The 23529-nt window shown below is 63.7% G+C and carries 21 protein-coding genes; 5 read left to right on the forward strand and 16 right to left on the reverse strand.

Annotated features, from left to right (window positions below):
- Window positions 1-84 precede the first annotated feature (84 nt).
- Complete coding sequence (locus MQW23_RS12380) at window positions 85-1251, forward strand: MFS transporter (protein WP_252108431.1); 1167 nt, start codon at window positions 85-87, stop codon at window positions 1249-1251.
- Between the two features lie 210 nt (window positions 1252-1461).
- Here MQW23_RS12380 and MQW23_RS12385 read toward each other — a convergent pair whose 3' ends face one another.
- The 10 genes from MQW23_RS12385 to dksA form a co-directional block, all read right to left on the reverse strand.
- Window positions 1462-2637, reverse strand: a complete 1176-nt coding sequence (locus tag MQW23_RS12385; protein ID WP_252108433.1) for an acetyl-CoA C-acetyltransferase — start codon at window positions 2635-2637, stop codon at window positions 1462-1464.
- A 199-nt stretch (window positions 2638-2836) separates the two neighbouring features.
- Window positions 2837-3685 carry a pantoate--beta-alanine ligase gene (gene panC, locus MQW23_RS12390; protein ID WP_252108437.1) on the reverse strand — a complete coding sequence of 283 codons (849 nt, stop codon included), beginning with the start codon at window positions 3683-3685 and terminating at the stop codon, window positions 2837-2839.
- A 62-nt stretch (window positions 3686-3747) separates the two neighbouring features.
- Window positions 3748-4539 (reverse strand): 3-methyl-2-oxobutanoate hydroxymethyltransferase, encoded by a 792-nt coding sequence (gene panB, locus MQW23_RS12395; protein WP_252108438.1) that lies wholly within the window; start codon window positions 4537-4539, stop codon window positions 3748-3750.
- Window positions 4540-4641: 102 nt separating this feature from the next.
- Entirely contained in the window at window positions 4642-5139 is a 498-nt protein-coding gene (gene folK / locus MQW23_RS12400; RefSeq protein WP_252108439.1) for a 2-amino-4-hydroxy-6-hydroxymethyldihydropteridine diphosphokinase, read from the reverse strand.
- Window positions 5140-5147: 8 nt separating this feature from the next.
- Window positions 5148-6533: a polynucleotide adenylyltransferase PcnB gene (gene pcnB / locus MQW23_RS12405; RefSeq protein WP_252108440.1), complete on the reverse strand. Its 1386-nt coding sequence runs from the start codon at window positions 6531-6533 to the stop codon at window positions 5148-5150.
- 969 nt (window positions 6534-7502) lie between these two features.
- Window positions 7503-8876: a sigma-54-dependent transcriptional regulator gene (locus MQW23_RS12410; protein WP_252108441.1), complete on the reverse strand. Its 1374-nt coding sequence runs from the start codon at window positions 8874-8876 to the stop codon at window positions 7503-7505.
- Window positions 8854-11799: an ATP-binding protein gene (locus tag MQW23_RS12415; protein ID WP_252108442.1), complete on the reverse strand. Its 2946-nt coding sequence runs from the start codon at window positions 11797-11799 to the stop codon at window positions 8854-8856. Before MQW23_RS12415 ends, MQW23_RS12410 begins: the two co-directional genes overlap by 23 nt.
- Complete coding sequence (locus MQW23_RS12420) at window positions 11789-11965, reverse strand: hypothetical protein (protein WP_252108443.1); 177 nt, start codon at window positions 11963-11965, stop codon at window positions 11789-11791. Before MQW23_RS12420 ends, MQW23_RS12415 begins: the two co-directional genes overlap by 11 nt.
- A gap of 1 nt (window position 11966) precedes the next feature.
- On the reverse strand, window positions 11967-12878 hold the full coding sequence (gene gluQRS, locus MQW23_RS12425; RefSeq protein ID WP_252108444.1) for a tRNA glutamyl-Q(34) synthetase GluQRS: 912 nt from the start codon (window positions 12876-12878) through the stop codon (window positions 11967-11969).
- Window positions 12879-12970: 92 nt separating this feature from the next.
- Window positions 12971-13408 (reverse strand): RNA polymerase-binding protein DksA, encoded by a 438-nt coding sequence (gene dksA / locus MQW23_RS12430; protein WP_252108446.1) that lies wholly within the window; start codon window positions 13406-13408, stop codon window positions 12971-12973.
- A 181-nt stretch (window positions 13409-13589) separates the two neighbouring features.
- On the opposite strand from dksA, the gene MQW23_RS12435 reads away from it, so the two are divergent.
- Both MQW23_RS12435 and sfsA read left to right on the forward strand, forming a co-directional pair.
- On the forward strand, window positions 13590-14750 hold the full coding sequence (locus tag MQW23_RS12435; RefSeq protein WP_252108447.1) for an aminotransferase class I/II-fold pyridoxal phosphate-dependent enzyme: 1161 nt from the start codon (window positions 13590-13592) through the stop codon (window positions 14748-14750).
- Window positions 14747-15478 (forward strand): DNA/RNA nuclease SfsA, encoded by a 732-nt coding sequence (gene sfsA, locus MQW23_RS12440; RefSeq protein WP_252108448.1) that lies wholly within the window; start codon window positions 14747-14749, stop codon window positions 15476-15478. The genes MQW23_RS12435 and sfsA overlap by 4 nt, the downstream gene beginning before the upstream one ends.
- Here sfsA and metW read toward each other — a convergent pair.
- From metW to MQW23_RS12465, 5 genes are all read right to left on the reverse strand, one after another.
- Entirely contained in the window at window positions 15475-16068 is a 594-nt protein-coding gene (metW, locus tag MQW23_RS12445; protein WP_252108510.1) for a methionine biosynthesis protein MetW, read from the reverse strand. The two genes, sfsA and metW, sit on opposite strands and share 4 nt — an antisense overlap.
- Window positions 16068-17264, reverse strand: a complete 1197-nt coding sequence (metX, locus tag MQW23_RS12450) for a homoserine O-succinyltransferase MetX (RefSeq protein WP_252108449.1) — start codon at window positions 17262-17264, stop codon at window positions 16068-16070. The genes metW and metX overlap by 1 nt, the downstream gene beginning before the upstream one ends.
- A 37-nt stretch (window positions 17265-17301) precedes the next feature.
- The gene (locus tag MQW23_RS12455) at window positions 17302-17895 is read right to left on the reverse strand and encodes a YggT family protein (RefSeq protein WP_252108450.1); all 594 of its coding nucleotides are present in this window, start codon (window positions 17893-17895) and stop codon (window positions 17302-17304) included.
- Between the two features lie 104 nt (window positions 17896-17999).
- On the reverse strand, window positions 18000-18824 hold the full coding sequence (gene proC / locus MQW23_RS12460; protein WP_252108455.1) for a pyrroline-5-carboxylate reductase: 825 nt from the start codon (window positions 18822-18824) through the stop codon (window positions 18000-18002).
- A gap of 71 nt (window positions 18825-18895) precedes the next feature.
- Window positions 18896-19594 carry a YggS family pyridoxal phosphate-dependent enzyme gene (locus MQW23_RS12465; protein WP_252108456.1) on the reverse strand — a complete coding sequence of 233 codons (699 nt, stop codon included), beginning with the start codon at window positions 19592-19594 and terminating at the stop codon, window positions 18896-18898.
- A 32-nt stretch (window positions 19595-19626) separates the two neighbouring features.
- On the opposite strand from MQW23_RS12465, the gene MQW23_RS12470 reads away from it, so the two are divergent.
- A complete protein-coding gene (locus MQW23_RS12470; RefSeq protein WP_252108457.1) occupies window positions 19627-20670 on the forward strand; it encodes a type IV pilus twitching motility protein PilT in 1044 nt (347 codons plus the stop codon).
- A gap of 6 nt (window positions 20671-20676) precedes the next feature.
- Here the strand turns inward: MQW23_RS12470 and MQW23_RS12475 are convergent, their stop codons facing one another.
- On the reverse strand, window positions 20677-21831 hold the full coding sequence (locus tag MQW23_RS12475) for an anhydro-N-acetylmuramic acid kinase (protein WP_252108458.1): 1155 nt from the start codon (window positions 21829-21831) through the stop codon (window positions 20677-20679).
- A 123-nt stretch (window positions 21832-21954) separates the two neighbouring features.
- Between MQW23_RS12475 and tyrS the strand changes: the two genes are divergently transcribed.
- Window positions 21955-23151: a tyrosine--tRNA ligase gene (gene tyrS / locus MQW23_RS12480; RefSeq protein WP_252108459.1), complete on the forward strand. Its 1197-nt coding sequence runs from the start codon at window positions 21955-21957 to the stop codon at window positions 23149-23151.
- The last annotated feature ends 378 nt before the right edge of the window (window positions 23152-23529 follow it).

The raw sequence follows: 23529 nt of genomic DNA on the forward strand, positions 1-23529 counted from the left end.
CGTAGCCGCGGTGTTCACTCCGCCCCCGCAGCCCCAGGCTGCGGGGGCGGAATCGTTTGGATACGCAGGACGTTAGGAGAGGGCATGGAGCAGCAGGCAAGGTGGTGGGCGGTCATTGCGGTCATGAGTGGCATCTTTCTACTGGTGACCGCCGAGCAGCTACCGATTGGGCTGCTCTCCCAGGTGGCGCTGGATCTGGGGGTCACCGAGGGGACCGCCGGGCTGATGGTGACGGTGCCCGGCGTGGTGGCGGCGCTCTCCGCACCGCTTCTGCCGGTGGCGGTAGGCCGGCTCGATCGGCGGGTGATGCTCACTGGCCTGATGATCAGCATGACGCTTGGAAGCGTGCTCTCGGCGATGGCGGAAAGCTTTGTGTTGCTGCTGGCTGCGCGTGCGCTGATCGGCATGAGTATCGGCGGCTTTTGGGCCATCGCCGGCAGCATCGCCCCCAGGCTCGTGCCCGAGGAGAAGGTTGCCCGCGCGATGACGATCATTTTCGGCGGCGTGACCGCGGCCTCGGTGCTCGGCGTGCCGCTGGGCACGCTACTTGGGGATATCAGCAGCTGGCGCTGGGTGTTCGGCGGGCTTGGCGGCTTTAGCCTGCTGACCGCCGGGCTGATCTGGCTGTGGCTGCCGGCGCTACCGCCTCGGGAGCCGGTACGCCTTGGCATGCTCTTCCAGCAGGTGTTCAACCGCGGCGTGCGAGTAGCGGTGCTCACCACCGCCTGCGTGGTCGTGGGCCACTTTGTTGCCTACACCTTCATCAGCCCGATTCTGCAGAATATCAGCGGTATCGAGCAGCGCAATGTCAGCACTCTGCTGCTGCTCTACGGTGCCGCCGGCCTCATCGGTAACGTGGTGGCAGGCATGAAGGCGGCGCGCAACCCCTACGCCGCCGTGCTGGCCATTCCGGTACTGTTGCTGCTGGTAGTGGCCAGCTACCCGCTGCTGGGCACCCAGCCGGTCAGCGGCGTGGCGCTGTTAATGGTGTGGGGGGCGATCTTTGGCAGCATCTCGGTGAGCATCCAGACCTGGATACTGCGCACCGCGCCGAATACCGAAGCGGCCACCGCGCTGATGGCGTTCGTGTTCAACATGTCGATCGGGGTCGGGGCGCTGATCGGCGGGCGAGTAGTCGACGCCACGAGCCTGCCCACCACCATGTGGGCCGCCGCGGTGTTGTTTCTGATCGGCGTGGTGCTGGTCGCGCGCACGCCGTCAAGGCTGGTCAACGGGGGGCGGATTCGCTGAGGGTCGAATCTGGAGGTTGCGGGTTTCAAGAACGGTGGCCCGAAAGCAGCCCTACGCGGGGGCGCTGTGAATACCTCCCTGTACGCTACTTTCGCCATCCCTGGCGAAAGACCCCCGCGTAGGGCTACTTCCGGTCGCGTCTGGATGCGAGATAACCAAAAAGCCTCGGCAAATTGCCGAGGCTTTTTAATTTACTGCTGGTCAGGTTTACTAGCGCTCGATCGCCAGCGCCACGCCCTGACCGCCGCCGATGCACAGCGTCGCGAGGCCCTTCTTGGCGTCGCGGGCGATCATCTCGTGAATCAAGGAGACCAGCACGCGACAGCCCGAGGCGCCGATGGGGTGGCCAAGGGCGATGGCGCCGCCGTTGACGTTCACTTTCGAGACGTCCCAGCCAAGCTCCTTGTTGACCGACATCGCCTGGGCGGCAAAGGCTTCGTTGGCTTCGACCAGGTCCAGGTCCTCAAGGCTCCAGCCCGCTTTCTCCAGGCAGCGCCGGGTCGCCGGTGCTGGGCCGATGCCCATGATCGCCGGATCCACGCCGGCATTGGCGTAGGCCTTGATACGCGCCAGCGGCTCGAGGCCCAGCTCTTTCGCCTTCTCGGCGGAGCAGACCATGACCACCGCGGCGCCGTCGTTGAGTGACGAAGCGTTGCCTGCGGTCACAGTGCCGTCTTTCTTGAACGCGGGCTTCATGCCGGCAAGCTTCTCGGCGGTGACTTCGCGCGGGTTCTCATCGGTGTCGAACACGATCGGGTCGCCCTTGCGCTGGGGAATCTCGACCGGCACGATCTGGCTCTTGAACTTGCCTTCCTTGATCGCGTTGGAGGCGTTCTGCTGCGACTGGGCGGCGAATTCGTCCATTTGCTCGCGAGTGATGCCGTACTTCTCGGCCAGGTTCTCCGCGGTGATGCCCATATGGTAGTCGTTGAAGGCGTCCCACAGGCCGTCGTGCACCATGGTGTCGATCGCTTTCCAGTCGCCCATGCGCTGGCCCTGGCGCGAGTGAGGCAGTACGTGGGGCGAGGCGGACATGTTCTCCTGGCCGCCGGCGATGATCAGGTCGGCGTCGCCGCAGAGGATCGCTTGCGTTGCCAGATGCACCGCCTTGAGCCCGGAGCCGCATACCTTGTTGATGGTCATGGCCGGAACGGAGTCCGGCAGGCCTGCCTTGATCGAGGCCTGGCGCGCCGGGTTCTGGCCGACACCGGCGGTCAGCACCTGGCCCAGCAGCACTTCATTGACCTGGTCCGGCGAGACGCCGGTGGAGGTGAGAATGTCCTTGATGACGTATGAGCCGAGATCGCTTGCAGAAATACCCGCGAGCGAGCCGCCGAAGCTACCCACCGCGGTGCGCCGTGCGGCGACAATGACCACTTCTTGCATGACAGAACTCCCGATATGAATAAGGCCGTGGGCCTGTGAACGCGCCTGTTTTTTTCAAGCGTTAGCTGTTTCAAGCGTTTGGTTATTTTAAGCGCCTGATTGTTTCAACCTGGTTGTTTCAAGCGTGTTCTTTCAGCATAGGGAAAGTTGTGCGTTGCGACAATACGCCATTGGCTCGCGCGCCGCCGGGTTGCGTAGGCTATTGGCCCAGCGTGACGCGGACGTTATCGATCAGCCGCGCCGGGCCGAGTTTGGCCGCGGCCAGCAAAATGGCCTCGCGCGTCTGCGGCGTGACCGGGCCGAGCTCGGCGCTTTTGAGCTCTACGTAATCCGGCGCAAAGCCCGCCGCGCCGAGTGCGGCAATCGCCCGGTCAAGCACGGTTGGGGCCGGCTCGCCGCGCTCGAGCGCCGCTTTGGCCGACGTGAGCGTTTGGTAAAGCGCCGGGGCGGTGGCGCGCTCGGCCTCGTTTAAATAGCCGTTGCGCGATGAGAGCGCCAGTCCATCCTCGGCGCGCTGGGTCGCAACGCCCAGTATCTCGATCGGCAGGTGCAGATCCGCCGTAAGCTTTCGAATGACCGCCAACTGCTGGTAATCCTTCTCGCCGAACAGGGCGATGTCCGGCTGCACCAGGTTGAACAGCAGGGTCACGACGGTCGCCACGCCGTCGAAGTGGCCAGGGCGCGCGCGCCCGCAAAGCCCCTCGGACACCACGGGCACCTGCACCCGGGTCTGGCCCTCCAGCCCGTTGGGGTAGAGCGCGGCGGCGGACGGGGCGAACAGCAGATCGCAGCCGGCCTCGGTGAGTTTGGCCTGGTCCGCATCCAGCGTGCGCGGGTAGGCGTCGAGATCTTCCGTGGGGCCGAACTGCATCGGGTTGACGAACAGACTCGCCACCACGATATCAGCGTGGCGGCGCGCGGTTTCCAACAGCGCCACGTGGCCGGCGTGCAGGTTGCCCATGGTGGGCACCAGAGCGATGCGCTTTCCGGCGTGGCGGTGCTGGGTGAGCGTGGCGCGTAAATCGGTTAAGTCGTGCAGCGTGCGCATGGTGAAATCGCCTGGCAGTGAAGCTTGAAGGTTAAAAAAGAGGTGAGTGCCCGAATGAGCGGTTAAAAGCAGTGCTCGGCGGCGGGAAAGGCGCGGCTTTTGACCGCCGCGTGATAGCCCTCGAAGGCCCCCAGGATGCTGTCGGCATCAATCATGAAGTTTTTGACGAACCGCGGCGTGTGGCCGTGGGTGACGCCGAGCACGTCGTGCATTACCAGTATTTGCCCATCGGTATCGGGGCCGGCGCCGATACCGATCACCGGCACCGACAGCGCCTCGGTCACGGCCTTGCCAAGGCTTGCCGGCACGCACTCGAGCAGGATGATTGATGCGCCGGCGTCCACCAGCGTGTTGGCATCGTTCAGGATACGCTCGGCCGCCGCGGCGTCGCGGCCCTGCACCTTGTAGCCGCCGAGCTGATGCACGGCTTGCGGCGTTAGCCCCAAGTGCGCGCACACCGGCACGCCCCGGCGGGTCAGCTCGCGCACGCCGTCGGCCATCCACGCCTCGCCTTCGACCTTGACCATTTCGGCGCCGGCGCGCATCAGCCGTCCGGCATCCTTCAAAAGAGTGTCGGTCGAGGCATTGCTCATGAAGGGCACATCCACCATCAACAGGCTTCCGTCCTTGCCGCGGGCGGCGCACTCGGTGTGGTAGCAGATATCGTCGACGGTCACGGGAAGGGTGCTGGTGTGGCCTTGCAGCACCATACCCAGCGAGTCGCCTACCAGCAGCACCTCGATGCCGGCGCGGCTGGCCGCGCTTGCAAAGGAGGCATCATAGGCGGTCAGGCAGCTAAACGGCTCGTTGGCGCGCTTCAAGGCGCTGAGAGTGCTGATGGTGACGGGTTTCATGGCGGGCTCTCTGTCCAGGGGAATGCTGGAGCATTCGTCGGTTCGCGATAGAGGGCCCGATTGTTACCCGGGAAAGCGCGCGGTGTCGAGCGGGCAAAAGGTCTAGCCCGGGCCATCCTCGACCATCCGCTGAAGGCCGGGCTCAGCGATGCGCTGGAGCCAGTGTTCGAGCGGGCGCTCGAACACGGTGAGCGTGGGGTTAAGCTCCTTGAGCGGCACCAGTACGAAGGCGCGCTCTCGCATGTGCGGGTGGGGCACTTTAAGGCGCCGATGCTCGATACAGGCATCGTTGAAAAGCAAAAGATCCAGATCGAGAGTGCGCGGGCCCCAGTGCCTGAGCCGACGGCGGCGGTGGCGCTGCTCGAGACCCTGAAGCTGATCCAAAAGCGCAAGCGGTGAAAGCGCGGTCTCGAGCTCGACGACGGCGTTGACGAAGTCCGGCTGATCCTGGGGGCCGACCGGGCGGCTGGCGTAGAGCGACGACGCAGCCTTGACGCTGCTTAGCGGCATCTCACCAAGCTCTTTTATCGCCAGGCGTACCTGGCTCACCGGCTCGTCGAGGTTGCTGCCAAGGCCTATATAAGCCCGTGCGATCTGCATGCCACTCATCAATCGGGCTTGCGCGACGGCTTGCGGCGTTTCTTGCGCCGTCGGTCGCCCTGGCTTGCTGGGTCGCCGCCGACCTTTTGCAAAAGGCGGCGCTGTTCGTGCTCGTCGCCCTGCTGGAACGCTTCCCACCAGTCGCCTAGACCGCGGGGAATTTCACCGGCCTGCTCGCGCAGCAGCAGCAGATCGAAAGCGGCGCGAAAGCGCGGATGCTCGCGACTCTGGAACGCGCGCTTGCCGCGGCGCTGGGGCAGGCGCGCCTGCAGCTCCCAAATTTCGCGCATCGGCATGCCGAAACGCTTGGGAATCGAGATGTGCTGAAGCTGGCGCATGACCACCTGCTGGGACGCGGTTTGCAGCGCGGGTACCGCAGGCATGCCCTCGTTTTCAAGCGCCGCGGCACGAAGCGCCACCGGCCCCCACAAAAACGCCGCGAACAGAAACGCCGGGGTGACTGGGCGGTCATTGGCGATGCGCTGGTCGGTGTTTCTCAGCGCCTGCTCGATCAGCGTTTCGACCCAGGCCGCGTCCGCCATCGCCTCTTCGGCTTCGGGGAAGAGCATGCCGAACAGGCCGTAGTGGCTGAGCAGTTGGAAGGTGAGCAGCCCCTGGCCGGACATGAAGAGCTTGAGCGCTTCGTCGAACAGCCGCGCCGGCGGAATTTGCAGCAAAAGCGGGGCAAGATCGTACATCGGTGCTTCGGTGTCCGGGGCGATTTCGAAGCCGAGCTTGGCGGCAAAGCGCACCGCGCGCAGCATGCGCACCGGGTCCTCGCGATAGCGGGTCGCCGGGTCGCCGATCAGGCGCAGCATGCGCGCGTTAATGTCGCCAATGCCGCCGGCGAAGTCGTGGATCGAGAAGTCGGCGATGCTGTAATAGAGCGCGTTGACGGTGAAGTCGCGACGCAGCGCATCCTCTTCGATGCTGCCCCAGACGTTGTCGCGAAGCAGCAGCCCATCGTCGGACTGCTGGGCGATATTGTCACCGTGCTCGTCCTGGGGTTTGCCGCGAAAGGTCGTGACTTCGATGATCTCGCGCCCGAAGCGTACGTGAACGATGCGAAAGCGCCGGCCGATCAGCCGTGAGTTGCGGAAAAGGTCGCGCACCTGCTCGGGCGTGGCGTTGGTCGCGACGTCGAAATCCTTGGGCGTTTCACCCAGCAGAGCATCGCGGATGCAGCCGCCGACCAGGTAGGCCTCATAGCCCGCGCCGTCCAATCGATAAAGAACTTTCAAGGCGGCATCGCTGATCTGCTTGCGCGACACAGGGTGCTCGGAGCGGGGGATGACTTGGGGCGTCAGGGCCTCGACGGGGCTGTCTGGGGAATCGAGCAGTTTTTTCAATTGCTCTCCCGAACCAGGTAAAAAACGGGTAAGTCCTCTAAACATGCGATGGTATCGACTCGCAGTTAAAACGTAGGGTATTTAACAAAAGATTTGGTAAATGATAAGTCGACGAGTGTAGCCGACCCCCAACGCCTTGCAAAGCATTGAAACCGGGATTGCCAAAAACACCGCGCGTTGGCGGGTGGATCGCCGCGATTTAACGCTTTTTAGCGCGATCTTCAAGACACGCTCTCAAAGGCACGGTTTTCAGAGCAAGGTCGTCGAGGTACCGTAAAACAGAGTGCCCAGACGCGGAAAGGGGAGGCCAAGTGGGCCTCCCCTGTCAATTCGTTTAGTTCAGCATCCATGCTGCTGTTTTTCTTCATGATGGCACATCGCCCTGAATACGCACCGCAGTCAAAAAGCTGTACTTATTGGGCCTCGTCTTGCCAGGCCTTGACCGCCTCGTATTCAAAGCAATAATCCAACCGCGAACTTTTCTCTCCCGGCGAGTTGTTGTTGGCTCCGGGGTGTACGGCTCGAAACGCTTGTTGTTATTCGTCGTCTCCTGCGTACGTCGCGTCCATTTTCGGGCTTTGCTATCGATTGTTGTTATTCTTGCGCCACTCATGGCGCCAGCACTTTCTGAGACGTTAGCCATTTGTTGTTATTGGTGCCTTGTCTCACCCTCGCCCTGTTGTTTTTGTTGTGGCGAGGTTTTCGCGGTACGGCTCGTTGTTATTGTTGTGAGCTCTATCAAACCGCTGCCCGATTTATTCTTCTTACCGAGTAATACTGCACCTGCCGTGCCACTTGTTGAAAAAAAGCGCTATTTCATTGGCTTGTAAAATTTCAGAAAATTTTGCGCGGGCCAGGCGCTTGAAGTGTTACCTCCAAAACGGCGTTTTTTAACCCTTGGTGTGTGGGAAGGTAACAGGGCAAAAAAGCTAAATTCAGGATATTTCTTTTTCAAATCAGGCTATTGGACGTTAGTTGTAAGCGATGTAGCGCAGTTTCAGAGATGAGCTTTTTCTAGCCCTGATCCGGGCGCTTGGCGGTCTTTTTGCGCGGAATGCCCAGCCGCTGACGCCGCTCCCACAGGTTTTTACGGCTGATGCCCAGTTTTTGTGCAAGCTCGGTTTCGCTCATCTGATCCTGGTGCTCCAAAACGAAATGCTGAAAATAGTCCTCGAGGGACAGATCCTCTTCGTCTTCGAGCGCCTCCTGGGAATCCGACGCGGCGGGAGGGGCCGGGCGGTGGGTCACCGGGCCAAGGCCCAAGTCGTCCGGGTGAATCAGGTGGCCTTCTGCGAGAATCACGCCGCGCTCCAGGGCGTTTTCCAGCTCGCGCACGTTACCGGGCCAGGGGTAGTCCTGCAGGTCCTGGCGCGCGGCGCGGGAGAGCCGTAGGCCTTGGCGTTCGTGGCGCTTGCAGGCTTTCTCCAGCAGGATGTCGGCGATTTTCAGCACGTCCTCGTCGCGCTCGCGAAGCGGGGGTAGCGCGATTTGCATGACGTTCAAGCGGTAGTAAAGATCCAGGCGAAACTCGCCGCTTTTGGACAGCGCGCGCAGATCGCGGTGGGTAGCGGTGATCAGGCGGATATCCACATGGCGGGTTTCGACGGAGCCGATCTTGCGGATTTCGCCCTCCTGCAGCACGCGCAGAAGCCGCGCCTGGGCATCCAGGGGAAGCTCGCCGATTTCGTCGAGAAACAGTGTGCCGCCGTCGGCGGCTTCGACCAGCCCCGTGCGGGCGGCGCTGGCGCCGGTGAAGGCGCCTTTTTCGTGGCCGAACAGCTCGGATTCGATCAGCGTTTCGGGAATAGCGGCGCAGTTGACGCAGATCAAGGGGGCCTGGGCGCGCTTGCTCTGCTGGTGAAGCGCTCGGGCAACCAGCTCCTTGCCGGTGCCGGACTCGCCCTGGATCAGCACGCTGACGTCCGCCGGCGCGGTCTTTGTGATGCGCGTGTAGACGTGCTGCATGGCGGCGCAGTCGCCGATCATCATCGATCGGGTGCCGCGTTCGTCGGTGATCGAGGGGGCGCTGCCCGAGGCCATGGCGCGCTTGTGCAGGATGCCCTGAACGGTTTCGAGCAGTTCGTCGTGATCAAACGGCTTGGCGACGTAGTCCACCGCGCCGAGCTTGAGCGCCTCGATGGCCGAGCGCATGCTGGCGTAGCTGGTCATCATCAGTACCGGCGCCGGGGCGGCGGCCTCGATCAGCGCGGTGCCCGGGGCCCCGGGCAGGCGCAGATCGCTAATGATAAGATCGAACTCCGACAGTGCATGCGTTTGGGCCTGCTCGACGCTGTCGGCCTCAACGACCTCGAACTGGCTGCGTTCCAGAAGGCGCTTCAGGGCGCTGCGAATAATCGCTTCGTCTTCAACAATCAGTATCCTGGCCATGTGCGGGTCGATCATCCTGTTGGTAAAGCGGCAGCCATAGCGTCATGGCGGTGCCGCGCGATTGTCCGCTGGGGGGCGAGGCGCACTCGATCCGGCCCTGATGTTCGCTGATGATTTGGTAGGCCACCGACAGCCCAAGCCCGGTGCCTTCCCCCGGCGCCTTGGTGGTGGTGAAGGGCTCGAACAAATGATCCTTCACGCTCGGCGCAATGCCTTCGCCATTGTCGGTCACTCGCCACCACACAAGCCCGTTGTGTTCGCCGGCCTCGACGGTGACCCGCCCCGGCGCCTGACAGGCGTCCCGGGCGTTACCCAATAGATTCACCATCACCTGGGTCAAACGCTGGCGATCGCCCTGAACCATGAGTGTGGCTGGGCATGCGTTATCGAAGGTGACATCCTCGCCCGAGCGGGCCAGGTGGATCAAGTGCAGCGCGTCGTCGGTGATTTGACCCAGCGCGACCGGTTCGGCGGGCGGGGCCAGCGCCTGGCGCCCGCCGTGGGCGAAGCCGACCAGTGAGTTGACGATCTTACTCACCCGCTCGGTCAGTGTCTGGATATGGTCGGCGGTTTCCAGCAGCGCCGGGTCGTCGGTGTCGAAGCGCAGATTCTGAGCAAGCGACGAAATGCCGGTAATGGGGTTGCCGATTTCGTGAGCGACCCCGGCGGCGAGCTGGCCGATCGAGGCAAGCCGCGCGGCGTGCACCAGCTCCTCCTCCAGCCACTTCATTTCGGTGTGATCCTCGACGAGGATGACGCTGCCGCCGCGGCTATCGAGCCCGCTCAGCGCCGCCTTGTGCAGCGTGAGGAAATGATCGCGGCCGTGCAGATTGACCGGCTGTTTATACAGCGGCGCGCCGGTGGCGCTGAGCGCCTGGGCCAGAAGCGCCGGCCAGGGAGCGGGCAGGCTGTCGCGGTGAGCGCCGATGACGCTTTCGCCGCTGATACCCGAGAGCTCGGACAGCGCCTGGTTCCAGAGCGTGAGTTCGTCGTCATCGCCGAGCACGCAAAGCCCGACCGGCAGATAAGCCAGCGTCTGGCGGTGGTGGCGGCGCAAGCCGTCGAGTTCGCGGGCAAGGCCTGTTAGCCGTGAGCGGTAGGCCTCAAGTCGGCTCTCGACGAAGTGGATGTCGTCGGTGCCCGGCGTGTCGTCGTGGCGGTAGGGCAGATAGCGGTCGACGATGTCGCGGGCCACCGACGGCCCCATCAGCCCGGAAAGGTTCGCCTGAATGCGGTCGCGCAGCCGGCGCAGCGCGTAGGGGCGGCGCTCCTCCGGGCCGAGGTTGAGCGCCTTGAGCGCCCGTGCGACCTCGCGGTCGGCGGCTTCGTCGCCCAGGGCTTGGGCCAGCGGTGCTTGAAAGTCGCGGGCGCTGGCGGCTTCCAACGGCAGGCGCTTGGAGCGAATCACCGCGTCCACCGAGCAGGCCTCGGCGGCGCTGCGCTCGCCTTCCGAGGTGCGAGTGAAAAGCGATACCACGATCAGCAGCACGATGTTGACCGAAAGCGAAATCAGCGTGGTGGTGTACCAGTCCGGCGCACCCGGGGGCATCAGGTCGATGAAAACCAGCGCCGGCAAGGGCGCTTTTAGCAGCAGCGGCAGCCAAAGCCCCCAGAGCCAGATCAGCGCGCCGCCAATGAGCCCTGCGACCATGCCGTTGCGGTTGGCGCCGGGCCAGTAGAGCAGCGCCAGCATGCCCGGCAGGCACTGGGCGATGCCGACGAACGCCGCCAGGCCCAAATCGGTCAGGGTGTGATCGCGGCTGATGCCCTCGGCAAAGAGCCAGCCGCTGGCCACCACCGCCACGATCAGCGCGCGACGAAGCCACAAGAGCCAGCCGTAAAGGTTGCTGCGCGCCTCCGGCGGCCGGGCGACGAGCACGCCGTGGTTGAGCACCATACCGGAGAGCGACAGCGCCATCATGATCATGGTGCCGCTGGCCGCGGCGAGCCCGGCGACAAAGGCGAGCGACCCAACGCCCCAGTGGCTGGAAAGCAGGTAAGCGGCGTAGGCGGGCAGCGGTATCTCGCTGGCAATCGACTGCGCCGCCCACCACACCAGCGGCACCGGCAGCGCCAGCAGCAGTAGATAAAGGGGCAACGTCCAGCTCGCTTGCAACAGCGTATGGCGCGACAGGTTTTCGGCGAAGGTGATCTGAAAAAGATGCGGCATCATGAAGGCGGCGGCGAAGAACAGCAGCAGCAGCGTACGCCACTGGGCAGATTCGAGCCTGGGCGTGGCGGCCTGAAGCGCGGCTCCCGGGCCGTCGAGCCACTGCTGCAGATCCTGTGGGCCGCTGAACACCCACCAAAGCGCCACGCCGCCGAGCGCCAGCATCGCCGCGAGTTTGATGAGTGACTCCAGCGCCAAAATGCCCAGCAGCGTATCGTGACGGTGCTGGTGACGGTGGCGCGCGCCGCAGAGAATCGCCGCGAGCGCGATGGCGGCGCAAAACAGCAGCGCGACACCATCGCTGTAGCGGCTTTGGGTCAGATGGAAGACCGCCTCGCTCAGGGTTTTGACCTGAATCCCCAACAGCGGCAGCACCGCTAACAGGCTCAACAGCGTGACCAGCGATCCCACCCAGCGCGAGCGAAAGCGAAACGCGAACAGGTCGGCGATCGAAGAGAGCTGATAGGTGCGCGTGATGCGCTGGATCGGCACCAGCAGCACCGGGGCGAGCAAAAACGCGCCGGCCGCGCCCAGGTAGTAGGCGAGATAGCCAAAGCCCGCCTGCGAGGCGAACTCGATACTGGCGTATACCGCCCAGGCGCTGGCGTAGATGCCGAGTGCCAGGGTGTAGACCAGCGGATGGCGGGTCACGCGTACCGGAATTCGCCCGCGCTCGATCGCCACCCCGCAGCCGAGTAACAGCGCGAAGTAGCCAAGGCCCAGACCGAGAACGACGACCAGCTCAGCGCTCATCCAGCTTCCTTTTCTGTTCGAGCCACAGCGTCAGCGCGATTAAAGCGCCCCAGATCAAAAACGGCCGGTACCAGGCGGTGCCCGGCTCGTTCCAGCCGCCCATCAATATCGGCGACAGCAGATAGCCGCCGAACACCAGAAACAGCAGCAGGCGATAGACGTACATGTCAATTCTCTTCCCTGTGCGCGCTGGGGATAGGCCGCTCGGCGGCGGGTGTGACGCGCTCGACGCGCCAGTGCGCCACCGCCCAGGCGAGCTGCTCGGCGGGCGCGGCGCCGTCGAGCTCGGCGGGTGGCGCCTGGTCGAGCGTCTCGATCGCCTGGAAAAGCTGGCGGGCGATGGCAGCAGGCTCGCTTGCAAGCGCCGGCGCCAGGTTCTGCTTGGAGAGCTTCTGGCCGTCTGGCGACATCACCAGCGGCAGGTGCAGATAGCGCGGTACCGGGTAGCCCAGTGCCGTTTGAAGCTGAACCTGCCAGGGCGTGTTATCGAGCAGATCGACCCCGCGCACGATATCGCTGATATGTTGGTCGCCGTCGTCCACCACCACGGCGAGCTGGTACGCCCAAAGGCCATCCTTGCGCTTGAGCACCACGTCGCCCAGATCCGCCGGGTCGAAGCGCTGCTCACCAAAGAGACGGTCCGGCCAAGCGATTGGGCGCTGGCCAAGATCGCTTCGAAGCCGCCAGGCGATGGGTTTGCCAGGCTCGCCAGGGCCGTCGCGACACCAGCCAGGGTAGACGTCGTGGCCCTGCCACTGCTTGCGCGAGCAGCTGCAAGGATACGTCAGGCCCTGCTCGCGAAGGCGCTCGAGCGCCGACTGGTAGGCATCGCCGCGGGCGCTTTGCCACACCACTGCGCCGTCCCAGTGCAGGCCGAACGCCTCGAGCTGGCGCAAAATGGTGGTGTCCGTGCCCGGTGGGCAGCGCGGCGGATCAATGTCCTCGATGCGCACGAGCCACTGCCCGCCGGCGGCGCGGGCGTCCAGATAGCTTCCAAGCGCCGCCACTAATGAGCCAAAGTGCAGCGGGCCGGAGGGCGTGGGCGCAAAGCGGCCCCGGTAGCGAGAAAAAGTGGTCATAAACGCCATGATGCGGCAGGTGAAATTACCCGGCAAGCCATAAAAAACGGGCACCCATGAGGGTGCCCGCTTTCAAGACATCGAGGCGGTGCTTAGCCGCCGAGCTGCTTCTCCTTGAGCTCGGCCAGCGTTTTGCAGTCCACGCAGAGCGTGGCGGTGGGGCGCGCTTCCAAACGACGAATACCGATCTCGACGCCGCAGGCCTCGCAAAAGCCGTAGTCGTCCTCGTCGATGTTCTCGATGGTCTCGTTGATCTTTTTCAAAAGCTTGCGCTCGCGATCCCGGGTACGCAGTTCCAGGCTAAAGCCCTCTTCCTGGGTCGCCCGGTCGGCGGGGTCGGCGTAGTTATTGGCGTCTTCCTGCAGGTGGCGCACGGTGCGGTCCACCTCTTCCATGAGGTCCTGCTTCCAGTTGAGCAGCAGCTGGCGAAAGTGCGCAAGCTGCTTGTCGTTCATGTACTCTTCACCCGGTGCCGGCTCGTACGGAGTGAAGGATGTGGACGCTTCCGGTTTTTGTTCCGCTACTGGCATGGGAGTGCCCCTTACTCGTGTGACTGAGATCCATCGCGACAACACCACGATTTCACGCCAAAGGGATGCTTGTTTAGCCTAAAATGCATCGCCATGCAAGCATAACTGGGTGTCTACGACGAACGTCTAATTTCTTAATGCACCTTACAACCTCGATCGATAGAGCGCTCAAGGAGTTCGAATGGGCTGGAATCCCCGCCTCGACCAGGTCGCGCCGTTTCGCGTGATGCACCTGCTGGAAATGGCCCAGGCCCGCGAGGCCCAAGGCTTTGACGTCATTCACCTGGAAGTGGGCGAGCCGGACTTCCCCACGCCCGCGCCGATTTTGGCCGCCGGTCAGGCCGCCCTGGCCGACGCAAAAACCCGCTATACCCCCGCCGCGGGATTGCCGGCGCTGCGCGAGGCGATCAGCGGCCACTACGCTGATCACTTTGGCGCCGAGGTGGATCCGGCGCGTATCATCGTCACCCCCGGCGCCTCCGGGGCGCTGCTGCTGGCAAGCCAGCTATTGGTTAGCGAAGGCGACCGGGTACTGATGGCCGACCCCAACTATCCCTGCAACCGCCACTTCATGGCGCTGGCCGGCGCCGAGGTGGACGCCATCCCGGTCGGCGCCGACACCGGCTGGCAGCTCGACGCCGGGCTGATCGAGCGCCACTGGCAGCCGGCCACGCGCCTTGCCATGCTTGCCACGCCGTCGAACCCCACCGGCCACACCCTGAGCCGGGCTGGGCTTGCCGGCGTGTGCGAAGCGGTGGCGGCCCGCGGCGGTGAGCTGGTAGTCGATGAGATCTATCAGGGGCTCAACTTTGACGACGCGCCGCTTTCCGCCACGTCGCTTTCAAGCGAGGCGTTCGTCGTCAACAGCTTCTCGAAGTACTTTGGCATGACCGGCTGGCGCTTGGGCTGGCTGGTGGCGCCAACGCGCGCGATCGAGCCCTTGACGAGGCTTGCCCAGAACGTCTTTCTGGCGGCGTCCACCCCCGCGCAGCACGCCGCACTTGCTGCCTTTACGCCGGAGTGCCGCGAGGAGCTGGAGCGCCGCCTCGCCGTGTTGAAAGAGCGCCGCCAAATGCTGCTCGATGGCCTTCAGGCGCTGGGCCTCGCCCCGGACGTGGCGCCCCAGGGCGCGTTCTATGTTTGGATCGATATTTCTCGCTACAGCCGCGATAGCCAAACGTTTTGCCAGCGGCTGCTGGAAGAGGAGAACGTAGCGATCACGCCAGGCATCGATTTCGCCGTGCAGGGCGGCGAGCGCTTCGTGCGTATCGCCTTCACCGCGGATGTGGAGCGTCTCGAGGAAGCGCTGGTGCGTCTGGCCCGCTTCGTGGCGCACACATGATCACTTACGAGGCCCTGGTGCCGGGCATTTTGCTGCGCCGCTACAAGCGCTTTTTCGCCGACGTGCGCCTGGACGACGGCCGCGAGGTCACCGCCCACTGCCCCAATACCGGTTCGATGAAAAGCGTCAACGTGCCGGGGTGTCGGGTGTGGCTCTCCTCCAGCGACAACCCCAAGCGCAAGCTCGCCTGGACCTGGGAGTTGATCGAGCTGCCGGAGGCCAGCGGCCAGGTAGAGCTTGCCTCGATCCACACCGGGCGCGCCAACCGTATCGTCGAGGCGGCCCTCGAGGCCGGCAGGCTCGAGGCGCTGGCTGGGTTCGATACGCGCCGCCGCGAGGTGACGGTCGACGACTCGCGGCTCGACTTTCTGCTCGAAGACTCCAAAAGCGGTCGCCGCGCCTATCTCGAGGTCAAGCAGGTGACGCTGCGCGAGGACGACGGCCACGGCTACTTTCCGGCATCGGTCAGCACTCGCGGGCTCAAGCACCTGCAGTCGCTCGAGGCGTTGGCCCGCCGCGGCGAACGCGCGGTGCTGGTGTTCTGCGTGGCGCGACAGGGCATCGACGATGTCGGCCCTGCCACGCACATCGACCCGGCCTACGCCGCGGGCTTGCACGCCGCGGTAGCTCAGGGCGTCGAGGTGCTGGCCTACGGTATCGGTATCGGGTGGGAGGCGGGCGCGCCAACGTCCATCTTTATCGAGCGCGCCCTGAAGGTGCGCCTTTAACGTCGGCGCACGCGGAAGATCGCGATCTCGCCGAAGAGGTTGGGCCACCACTTGGACGTCCAGTGGCCGCGATGCTCGCCCACGCCCACGGCGCGGTCGACGATCACCAGTCCTTTCTCGCGACACAGCTGCTCGAAGTCGTTGAAGGTGGACAGGTGAATGTTGGGCGTGTCGTACCAAGCGTGGGGCAGCGACTTCGACACTGGCATGTAGCCGCGCAGGCCCAGATGCACCCGGTGGCGCCAGTAGGCGAAGTTGGGGAAGGTGATGATGCCCTCGTTGGCCACCCGGAGCATCTCGTCGAGCATTTTATCCGGGCGGCGCAGCGCCTGAAGCGCCTGGGTCATGATCACCTGGTCGTAGCTTTGATCGCAGAAGTTGCCCAGCCCGTCGTCCAGGTTGTGCTCGATCACCGACACCCCGCGCGCGACACACGCGGTGATGCCCGCCGGGTCGATCTCCAAACCGTAGCCGGTCACCGCTTTTTCGCGGCTCAGGCGCTCGAGCAGCGCGCCGTCGCCGCAGGCCAGGTCCAGCACGTGCGCGCCCTTGGGGATCCAGTCGAAAATCAGCTCTAGATCGGTGCGCATCATGACCGGGGCTCCTGGCGAGTGGCATCACAACCGAGCTCTTCGGCGGCGCGCGTCATGAAGGCGCTAAACAACGCCTCGTAGCGCGGCTCCGGCAGCAAAAAGGCGTCGTGGCCGTGGGGGGATTCGATGTTGGCGTAGCTGACCGGCTTGCCCGCGTGAATCAGCGCGTCGACCAGCTCTTTCGAGCGCGAAGGCGGAAAGCGCCAGTCGGTGGTGAAGCTTACGATCAAAAACGGGCACTGCGCCGGGGCCACGGCCTTGGCCAGCTCGCCGCCGTGTAGCGCCGAGGGGTCGAAGTAGTCCAGCGCCTTGGTCATCAGCAAATACGTGTTGGCATCGAAGGCGGTCGAGAAGGCGTCGCCCTGGTAGCGCAGGTAGGACTCCACCTGAAACTCCACGTCGAAGCCGAAGTTGAGGTCTTCGCTGCGCAAGTCGCGGCCGAACTTGGTGCCCATGGCGTCTTCGGACAGATAGGTGATGTGACCCACCATGCGCGCAAGCTTCAACCCCCGTTTCGGCACCGTGTCGTGCTCGGCGTACCAGCCGTCGAAAAACTCCGGGTCCGAGCGAATCGCCTGGCGGGCGACCTCGTTGAAGGCGATATTCTGCGCCGAGAGCCTGGGCGTGGCGGCGATGATCACCGCGTTGGCTACCCGCTCCGGGTGAGTGATCGTCCACTGCAGCACCTGCATGCCGCCAAGGCTCCCTCCCACGGCGGCGGCGAAGCGCTCGATACCCAAGTGATCGGCCAGCCGTGCCTGGCTTGCCACCCAGTCGCTCACCGTCACCACGGGAAAGTCCGGCCCCCACTGGCGGCCGGTTTCCGGGTTGTGGCTAACCGGCCCGGTGCTTCCGTGGCAGCCGCCAAGGTTGTTCAGCGATATGACGAAGAAGCGGTTGGTGTCGATCGGCTTGCCCGGGCCGATATGCGCATCCCACCAGCCGGGTTTTGAGTCGTCGGGGTGGTGATAGCCGGCGGCGTGATGGTGGCCGGAGAGCGCGTGGCAGATCAGCACGGCGTTGGTGCGCTCGGCATTCAACGTGCCGTAGGTCTCGAAAATCAGCTCGTACTCCGGCAGCACCCGGCCGCAGGCGAGCGGCAGCGGCGTGTCGAAGCGGGCCACGTGGGGCGTGACCAGCCCGACGGAGTCCGCCGGGTAGTCGGGCCCGGGGCGCGTGTCTAAATCAGGCATCAAGGGCGTCAATCCTGCAAAATCCGAGTGAAGGCGCTCATAGCCCGACCAGCGCGCCAGGCGCGCCCGCCTGGCGAATCAGCGAGCCCACGACGAGTCCATCGATCAAATTGATGGCGATGAACACCACGATCGGCGAGAGATCGATCATGCCCAGCGGCGGAATCACCTTACGCACCGGCGCCATGATCGGCTCGACCAGTTGCATCACCAGAAGCGCGCCCGGGTGGCTTGCGTTGGGCGCCACCCAGCTCAGAATGATCATCACGATCAAGGCGAAGAAGTAGATCTTCAAAATGGCGTTGGCAAGCGAGGCAATGCCCGCGATCACCAGCTGCACCACCGGCGGCATGCCCAGGCCAAACAGCATGAAAATGGCGACGATGCTTATCACCTTCAGCACGAACGCCGCCGCCAGCGTTGCCAGATCGAAGCGCCCGGCCACCGGCCCTAAAAAGGCCTGGAAAGGCCCAACTACCGGCTGGGTGATCTTGACCACCGACTGACTCATCGGGTTGTAGTAGTCCGCGCGTGAGGCCTGCAGCAGAAAACGCAGCATTAAAAGAAATAAATAGATGTTGATGAGCGTGTTGACGAGCATCAACCCGGCGCTACCTACTTGGCTGCCCATTGCTTGCGTCTCCGTTGCGTTAAGTCGTGCTGAGTGTTGAAGGTTTGGCGCCGCTTAGGCTCCGTCTGAAAAGTGACTGCGCTCGTCGACTTTTCAGACAGACCCTAGCGGCCGCGCAGCTCTTTGGCCATGTCATCGGCGCGATCGGCGCAGGCCTGCATCGCTGCGTTGATCGTTTCGCGCAGCTTTGCCGACTCCATGTGCTCGATCGCCCGCTCGGTGGTGCCGCCGGGCGACATGACGTTGCGCTTGAGCGTGGCCGGGTCGTGTTCGCTTTGCGCGGCCATGGTCGCCGCGCCCAGCGCGGTTTGAATCGCAAGGCGGCGCGCGGTCTGCGCGGGGAGCCCCTGGGCCACCGCCGCCTCTTCCATCGCCTCGAACATCAAAAAGAAGTAGGCCGGGGCGCTGCCGGACACCGCGGTGACCGCGCTCAAAAGCGCTTCGTCTTCGACCCACTCGACGATACCCACCGCTTCCATGAGCTCGCCGGCTAAACGGCGCTGGTCGTCACTCACGTGGTCGTTGGCGTAAAGGCCGCTGGCGCCGACGCCGACCAGCGACGGCGTGTTGGGCATGCAGCGCACCAGCGCCGTCTCGCCGCCCAGCCAGCCGTCGATTGTAGCGGCTTCAAGCCCCGCGGCAATCGAAATGACCAAAGGCTTGCTTGCCTGTATCGGCTCGGCCAGCGCTGCGCACACGTCCTGCATGATCTGCGGCTTGACCGCGAGGATCACCACGTCGGCGTTTTTGACCGCCTCAACGTTGTCGGTCGCGGTATGAATACCCATTTTCTCGCGCAGCGGCGCAAGCTCCTCATCCTTTGGCGCGGTGGCGGTGATCTGCGCGGCGGAAAAGCCGCTGTCGAGCAGGCCACCGATGATCGCTTTGGCCATGTTGCCCGCGCCGATGAAGGTAATGTTGTTCGCCATCAATGAAGCTCCTGATTAAATAAAAGTGGCCGCTCGCGGCGGTTTCCGTGATCGAGTGCCGGGTTTTACGCTTAATCGCGAGCGCCGAAAATTGCGCTGCCCAGACGTACCAGCGTTGCGCCTTCGAAAACGGCGGCTTCCAGGTCGTCGCTCATGCCCATGGAAAGGGTATCCAGCGGCGCGTCGGGCAGCGCGGTCTGCAGCTCAAAAAGAAGCGCCCTGAGCGCGGCGAAGGGTTCGCGCTGGCGCTTGGGGTCGTCACAGGGCGCGGGAATGGCCATGAGCCCGCGCAGCGAAAGACGCTCTAGCGCGGCAATTTCTCTGGCGAGCGCCAGCGCGTCTTCCGGTGCGACGCCGGCCTTGCTCGCCTCGCGGCTAATGTTCACCTGTAAACAGACGTTGAGCGGGGGGAGGTGCGCCGGGCGCTGTTCATCGAGTCGCCTGGCGATCTTTTTGCGCTCGACGGTGTGCATCCAGTCGAAGTGCTCGGCCACCGCCCGGGTCTTGTTGGACTGCAGCGGACCGATGAAATGCCACTCGATATCGTCGAGATCCGAAAGCTCGCGCTGTTTATCGAGAGCCTCCTGCAGGTAGTTTTCACCGAAGGCGCGCTGGCCGTGCTGCCAGGCATCGCGCAGCATCGAGGCGGGTTTGGTCTTGCTCACCGCCAAAAGCCTGGCGCTACCTGTCGGGCGCTCGGCGGCGTCGAGCGCGCGCTCCAAACGCTGGTGTGCGGCGTCAAGCGACTTGTAAAGCGCGATTTCTGCCATACTGAAGTACCTTTAACCGCCAGGGAAGTGAGATGGATATTACCGAACTGCTGGCATTCTCGGCAAAACAGAATGCCTCCGACCTGCATCTGAGCGCCGGTTTGCCGCCCATGATTCGCGTCGATGGCGATATTCATCGGCTCAACGTCCCCGCCATGAGTCACGAACAGGTACTGTCGCTGGTTCACGCCATCATGAACGATCGTCAGCGCCAGGAGTATGCCCAGCACCTGGAGATCGACTTCTCCTATGCACTGCCCGACATCGCGCGCTTTCGCGTCAACGCCTTCACCCAGGGGCGCGGGGCCGGGGCGGTGTTTCGCACGATTCCAAGCCAGGTGCTGTCGATGAAGGCGCTGGGGCTTGGCGAGGTGTTCGAGCGTTTAGCGATGCTGCCTCGCGGAATTGTACTGGTCACCGGCCCGACCGGGTCGGGCAAGAGTACGACCCTGGCCGCGCTGATCGACTACATCAACCAATACCGCTATGAGCACATTCTCACCATCGAAGACCCGGTGGAGTTCGTGCATGAAAGCAAGAGCTGTCTGGTCAACCAGCGCGAGGTGCACCGCGACACCCACAGCTTCGCCAACGCGTTGAAGAGCGCGCTTCGCGAGGACCCGGATGTCATCATGGTGGGGGAGCTTCGCGATCTCGAAACCATTCGGCTGGCGCTGACCGCCGCGGAAACCGGGCACCTGGTCTTCGCGACGCTGCACACCACCTCGGCGGCGAAGACCATCGACCGCATCATCGACGTTTTTCCCGGTGAGGAGAAAGCGATGGTGCGCTCGATGCTTTCGGAATCGCTGCAGGCAGTCGTCGCCCAGACGCTTTTAAAGCGCGAAGGCGGCGGGCGCGTGGCGGCCCACGAAATCCTGATCGCCACCTCGGCGGTGCGCAACCTGATCCGCGAAGACAAGGTGGCGCAGATCTACTCGGCGATGCAGACCGGCGTCAATCTCGGCATGCAGACCCTCAACGCCTCGCTTTTAAAGCTGGTCAAGGAGGGCGCGGTCAGCTTCGAGGAGGCCCAGACCCGCGCCCAGGGGGCGCTCACCCCGCCTCGCGACTGATCATACTCAGCGCGCGTAGACCCCGCCGAGCACACGGGGCCCGCGCGCGCCGGTCACCGAGGGCAGGTTGCCGGGCAGGTGTTCCAGCCGTTGGTGGGCCAGCCAGCCAAAAGCGCCGGCCTCGATCCAGTCCGCCGGCCAGCCGTACGCCTCTGGTGAGATCAGTGTCGCACTCGGCAGATGATGGCCAAGTCTCTCCATCAAATAGGTGTTGTGGGCACCGCCGCCGCCGGTGATCAAATTGACTCGGGTGGCGCTGGGTAAAAGCTCGCAGATGGCGCGGGCCACGCTCACCGCGGTCAGCTCGGCAAGCGTGGCCTGCACGTTGGCCGGGGCCTCATCGCCGGTCAGCCTTTTTAGCAGCCACTCGAGATGAAACAGTTCGCGCCCGGTGCTTCTCGGCGGCGGCTGACGAAAAAAAGGCTCGTCGAGCAGCCGGTCGAGCAGGGCGGTATCGATACGACCGCTTTTCGCCCAGGCGCCGTTTTTATCGAAGCGCTCGGTCGCCCCCTTTGAGCAGTGGCGCGCAAACCAGGCGTCCATCAACACGTTGGCCGGGCCGGTGTCGAAGCCGATCACCGGCTGAGTCGGCGCGGCGGGAAGCCAAGTGACGTTGGCGATGCCGCCTAAATTCAGCACCAGCTGCTCGGTTTCGGCCGACGAAAAAAGCGCCTGATGAAAGGCCGGGGCGAGCGGCGCGGCCTGCCCGCCGGCGGCGAGATCACGCCGGCGAAAATCCCCCACCACGGTCATGCCGGTAAGCTCTGCCAGAAGGCTCGGGTTGTCGAGCTGCAGCGTATAGGCCGGGCCTTCGATGTGGCCTTGCGGGGCATGTTCGATGGTTTGGCCGTGGCTGCCGATCGCGCGAATGTCCTCACACGACACACCGGCCTTGCCGAGCAGCCCCTGAACCGCTTTCGCCTGCAGTTCGCAAAACTGCGCCTCAGCGCTTGCAAACTCGGCAAAGCGTGCCTGGTCCGAGTGGCACAGCGTCAATAGCGCCTGGCGCAGCGGCTCGGGCATCGGCTCTGCGTGGGTCTCGAGCAGTTTGGGTGCGGTCGTGGGGGCGATGGCCACCAGAGCGGCGTCGATGCCGTCGAGGCTAGTGCCGGACATCAGCCCGATATAGAGCAGCGTGTCCGGCGCCAAGGGCGTCTTCATGGGTGAATCCATGGGCGTATCCAGAGTAGTGAAGGCTCAACCGGTATCGATTGGCGTGATAACATTGGCGGCTATCGATCGTTTCCGCCCCGAATGGGCAAAGCTTACCAGTGGAGAGAGGCAATGAGTGAGGTGGATCAGGCGCTAGCGCTGCTGTCGCGCGGCACACACGAAATTCTGGTCGAGGACGAGCTGCGCAAAAAGCTCGAGTCCGGCCGCAAGCTGCGCATCAAGGCAGGCTTCGATCCCACCGCGCCGGATCTGCACCTCGGTCACAGCGTTCTGCTCACCAAAATGCGTCAGTTCCAGGAGCTGGGTCACACCGTCATCTTTTTGATCGGCGACTTCACCGGGCGTATCGGTGACCCGACCGGTAAGAACGTGACGCGCAAGCCGCTCACCGAGGCCGACGTCAAGGCCAACGCCGAGACCTATAAAGAGCAGGTGTTCAAGATCCTCGATCCGGAAAAGACCGAGGTGCGCTTCAACGCCGAGTGGTTTGGCGAAATGGGAGCGGCCAAAATGATCGAGCTGGCCGCGCAGAGCACCGTGGCGCGCATGCTCGAGCGCGATGACTTCGAGAAGCGTTATAAGGCCAATCAGTCCATCGCCATTCATGAGTTTCTCTACCCGCTGGTTCAGGGTTACGACTCCGTGGCGCTCGAAGCGGATGTCGAGCTTGGCGGCACCGACCAGAAGTTCAACCTGTTGATGGGGCGCGAAATTCAGAAGCACTTCGGCCAGGAGCCTCAGGTCGTCATCACCATGCCGCTGCTCGAAGGCCTGGACGGCGTGCAGAAGATGTCGAAGTCGCTGGGTAACTACGTCGGCGTCGACGAGTCACCGGGTTCGATGTTCAACAAGCTGGTCTCCATGCCAGACAGCCTCATGTGGCGCTACTTCGAGCTTTTGTCGCTCAAGTCCAACGAAGAGCTCGACACGATCAAGCAAAGCGTCGAGCAGGGCGCCAACCCGCGCGACATCAAGATGGAGCTCGCTCGCGAGCTGATCGCCCGCTACCACGGTGACGAGGCGGCGGCCAACGCGCACAAGTCCGCCGGCAACCAGCTGGCCGACGGCGAGCTGCCGGAGGATCTACCGGAGGTCGAGGTCGACTTCGAAGGTGGCGAAGCGCCGATCGCCAGCGTACTGACCCGGGCAGGGCTGACCAAAAACAGCGCTCAGGCGAAGGACATGCTCAAAAACGGTAGTGTGAAAGTCGACGGCGAGGCGGTTGCGCCCAGCACCATGCTGGCCACGAACAACGCTTACGTTATTCAGGCTGGCAAGAAGCGCTACGCTCGCGTCTCACTCAAATGACGCTTTTTGAAAAAAGCCCTTGCGCTCCCGGCGGTGAATCCGTAAAGTACGCATCCGCTGCCGGGGACGCACAGCGTTTCAGGCGGTGAATGAAGGTGAAAACCTTCGGTTTGTCAGGAAGTTAGCGCAGCTTTGATCGCTTGCTTCACGCGCTGAAATCAGCGGTTGACAAACATCAGGAAGTGCGTAGAATACGCCTTCCTCGCAACGGCAACCGGCTCAGGTCATCGAGTCAGTGTTCAGGTCGAAGCGAAACAGCTCTTTAACAATTTGATCAGGCAATTCATGTGGGCGTTTGCCGATGAGGGTGACAAGTCACCTTATATCAAGGCAGACGAACACAGCGATACCTTTCGAGGTATCACGGTAAATTCGTTT

This window comes from Halomonas sp. S3-1-1 (assembly GCF_023757625.1).
Lineage (GTDB): Bacteria > Pseudomonadota > Gammaproteobacteria > Pseudomonadales > Halomonadaceae > Vreelandella.

Coding starts and splice junctions, on each gene's coding strand:
- MQW23_RS12380 (WP_252108431.1), top strand. CDS start 85: ATGGAGCAGCAGGCAAGGTGGTGGGCGGTCATTGCGGTCATGAGTGGC.
- gluQRS (WP_252108444.1), bottom strand. CDS start 12,878: ATGACCACTTTTTCTCGCTACCGGGGCCGCTTTGCGCCCACGCCCTCC.
- MQW23_RS12475 (WP_252108458.1), bottom strand. CDS start 21,831: ATGAAGACGCCCTTGGCGCCGGACACGCTGCTCTATATCGGGCTGATG.
- folK (WP_252108439.1), bottom strand. CDS start 5,139: ATGCAGATCGCACGGGCTTATATAGGCCTTGGCAGCAACCTCGACGAG.
- panB (WP_252108438.1), bottom strand. CDS start 4,539: ATGAAACCCGTCACCATCAGCACTCTCAGCGCCTTGAAGCGCGCCAAC.
- proC (WP_252108455.1), bottom strand. CDS start 18,824: ATGGCGAACAACATTACCTTCATCGGCGCGGGCAACATGGCCAAAGCG.
- MQW23_RS12385 (WP_252108433.1), bottom strand. CDS start 2,637: ATGCAAGAAGTGGTCATTGTCGCCGCACGGCGCACCGCGGTGGGTAGC.
- metW (WP_252108510.1), bottom strand. CDS start 16,068: ATGCGCACCGATCTAGAGCTGATTTTCGACTGGATCCCCAAGGGCGCG.
- sfsA (WP_252108448.1), top strand. CDS start 14,747: ATGATCACTTACGAGGCCCTGGTGCCGGGCATTTTGCTGCGCCGCTAC.
- MQW23_RS12455 (WP_252108450.1), bottom strand. CDS start 17,895: ATGGGCAGCCAAGTAGGTAGCGCCGGGTTGATGCTCGTCAACACGCTC.
- MQW23_RS12420 (WP_252108443.1), bottom strand. CDS start 11,965: ATGTACGTCTATCGCCTGCTGCTGTTTCTGGTGTTCGGCGGCTATCTG.
- MQW23_RS12470 (WP_252108457.1), top strand. CDS start 19,627: ATGGATATTACCGAACTGCTGGCATTCTCGGCAAAACAGAATGCCTCC.
- MQW23_RS12435 (WP_252108447.1), top strand. CDS start 13,590: ATGGGCTGGAATCCCCGCCTCGACCAGGTCGCGCCGTTTCGCGTGATG.
- panC (WP_252108437.1), bottom strand. CDS start 3,685: ATGCGCACGCTGCACGACTTAACCGATTTACGCGCCACGCTCACCCAG.
- tyrS (WP_252108459.1), top strand. CDS start 21,955: ATGAGTGAGGTGGATCAGGCGCTAGCGCTGCTGTCGCGCGGCACACAC.
- pcnB (WP_252108440.1), bottom strand. CDS start 6,533: ATGTTTAGAGGACTTACCCGTTTTTTACCTGGTTCGGGAGAGCAATTG.
- MQW23_RS12465 (WP_252108456.1), bottom strand. CDS start 19,594: ATGGCAGAAATCGCGCTTTACAAGTCGCTTGACGCCGCACACCAGCGT.
- MQW23_RS12415 (WP_252108442.1), bottom strand. CDS start 11,799: ATGAGCGCTGAGCTGGTCGTCGTTCTCGGTCTGGGCCTTGGCTACTTC.
- dksA (WP_252108446.1), bottom strand. CDS start 13,408: ATGCCAGTAGCGGAACAAAAACCGGAAGCGTCCACATCCTTCACTCCG.
- MQW23_RS12410 (WP_252108441.1), bottom strand. CDS start 8,876: ATGGCCAGGATACTGATTGTTGAAGACGAAGCGATTATTCGCAGCGCC.
- metX (WP_252108449.1), bottom strand. CDS start 17,264: ATGCCTGATTTAGACACGCGCCCCGGGCCCGACTACCCGGCGGACTCC.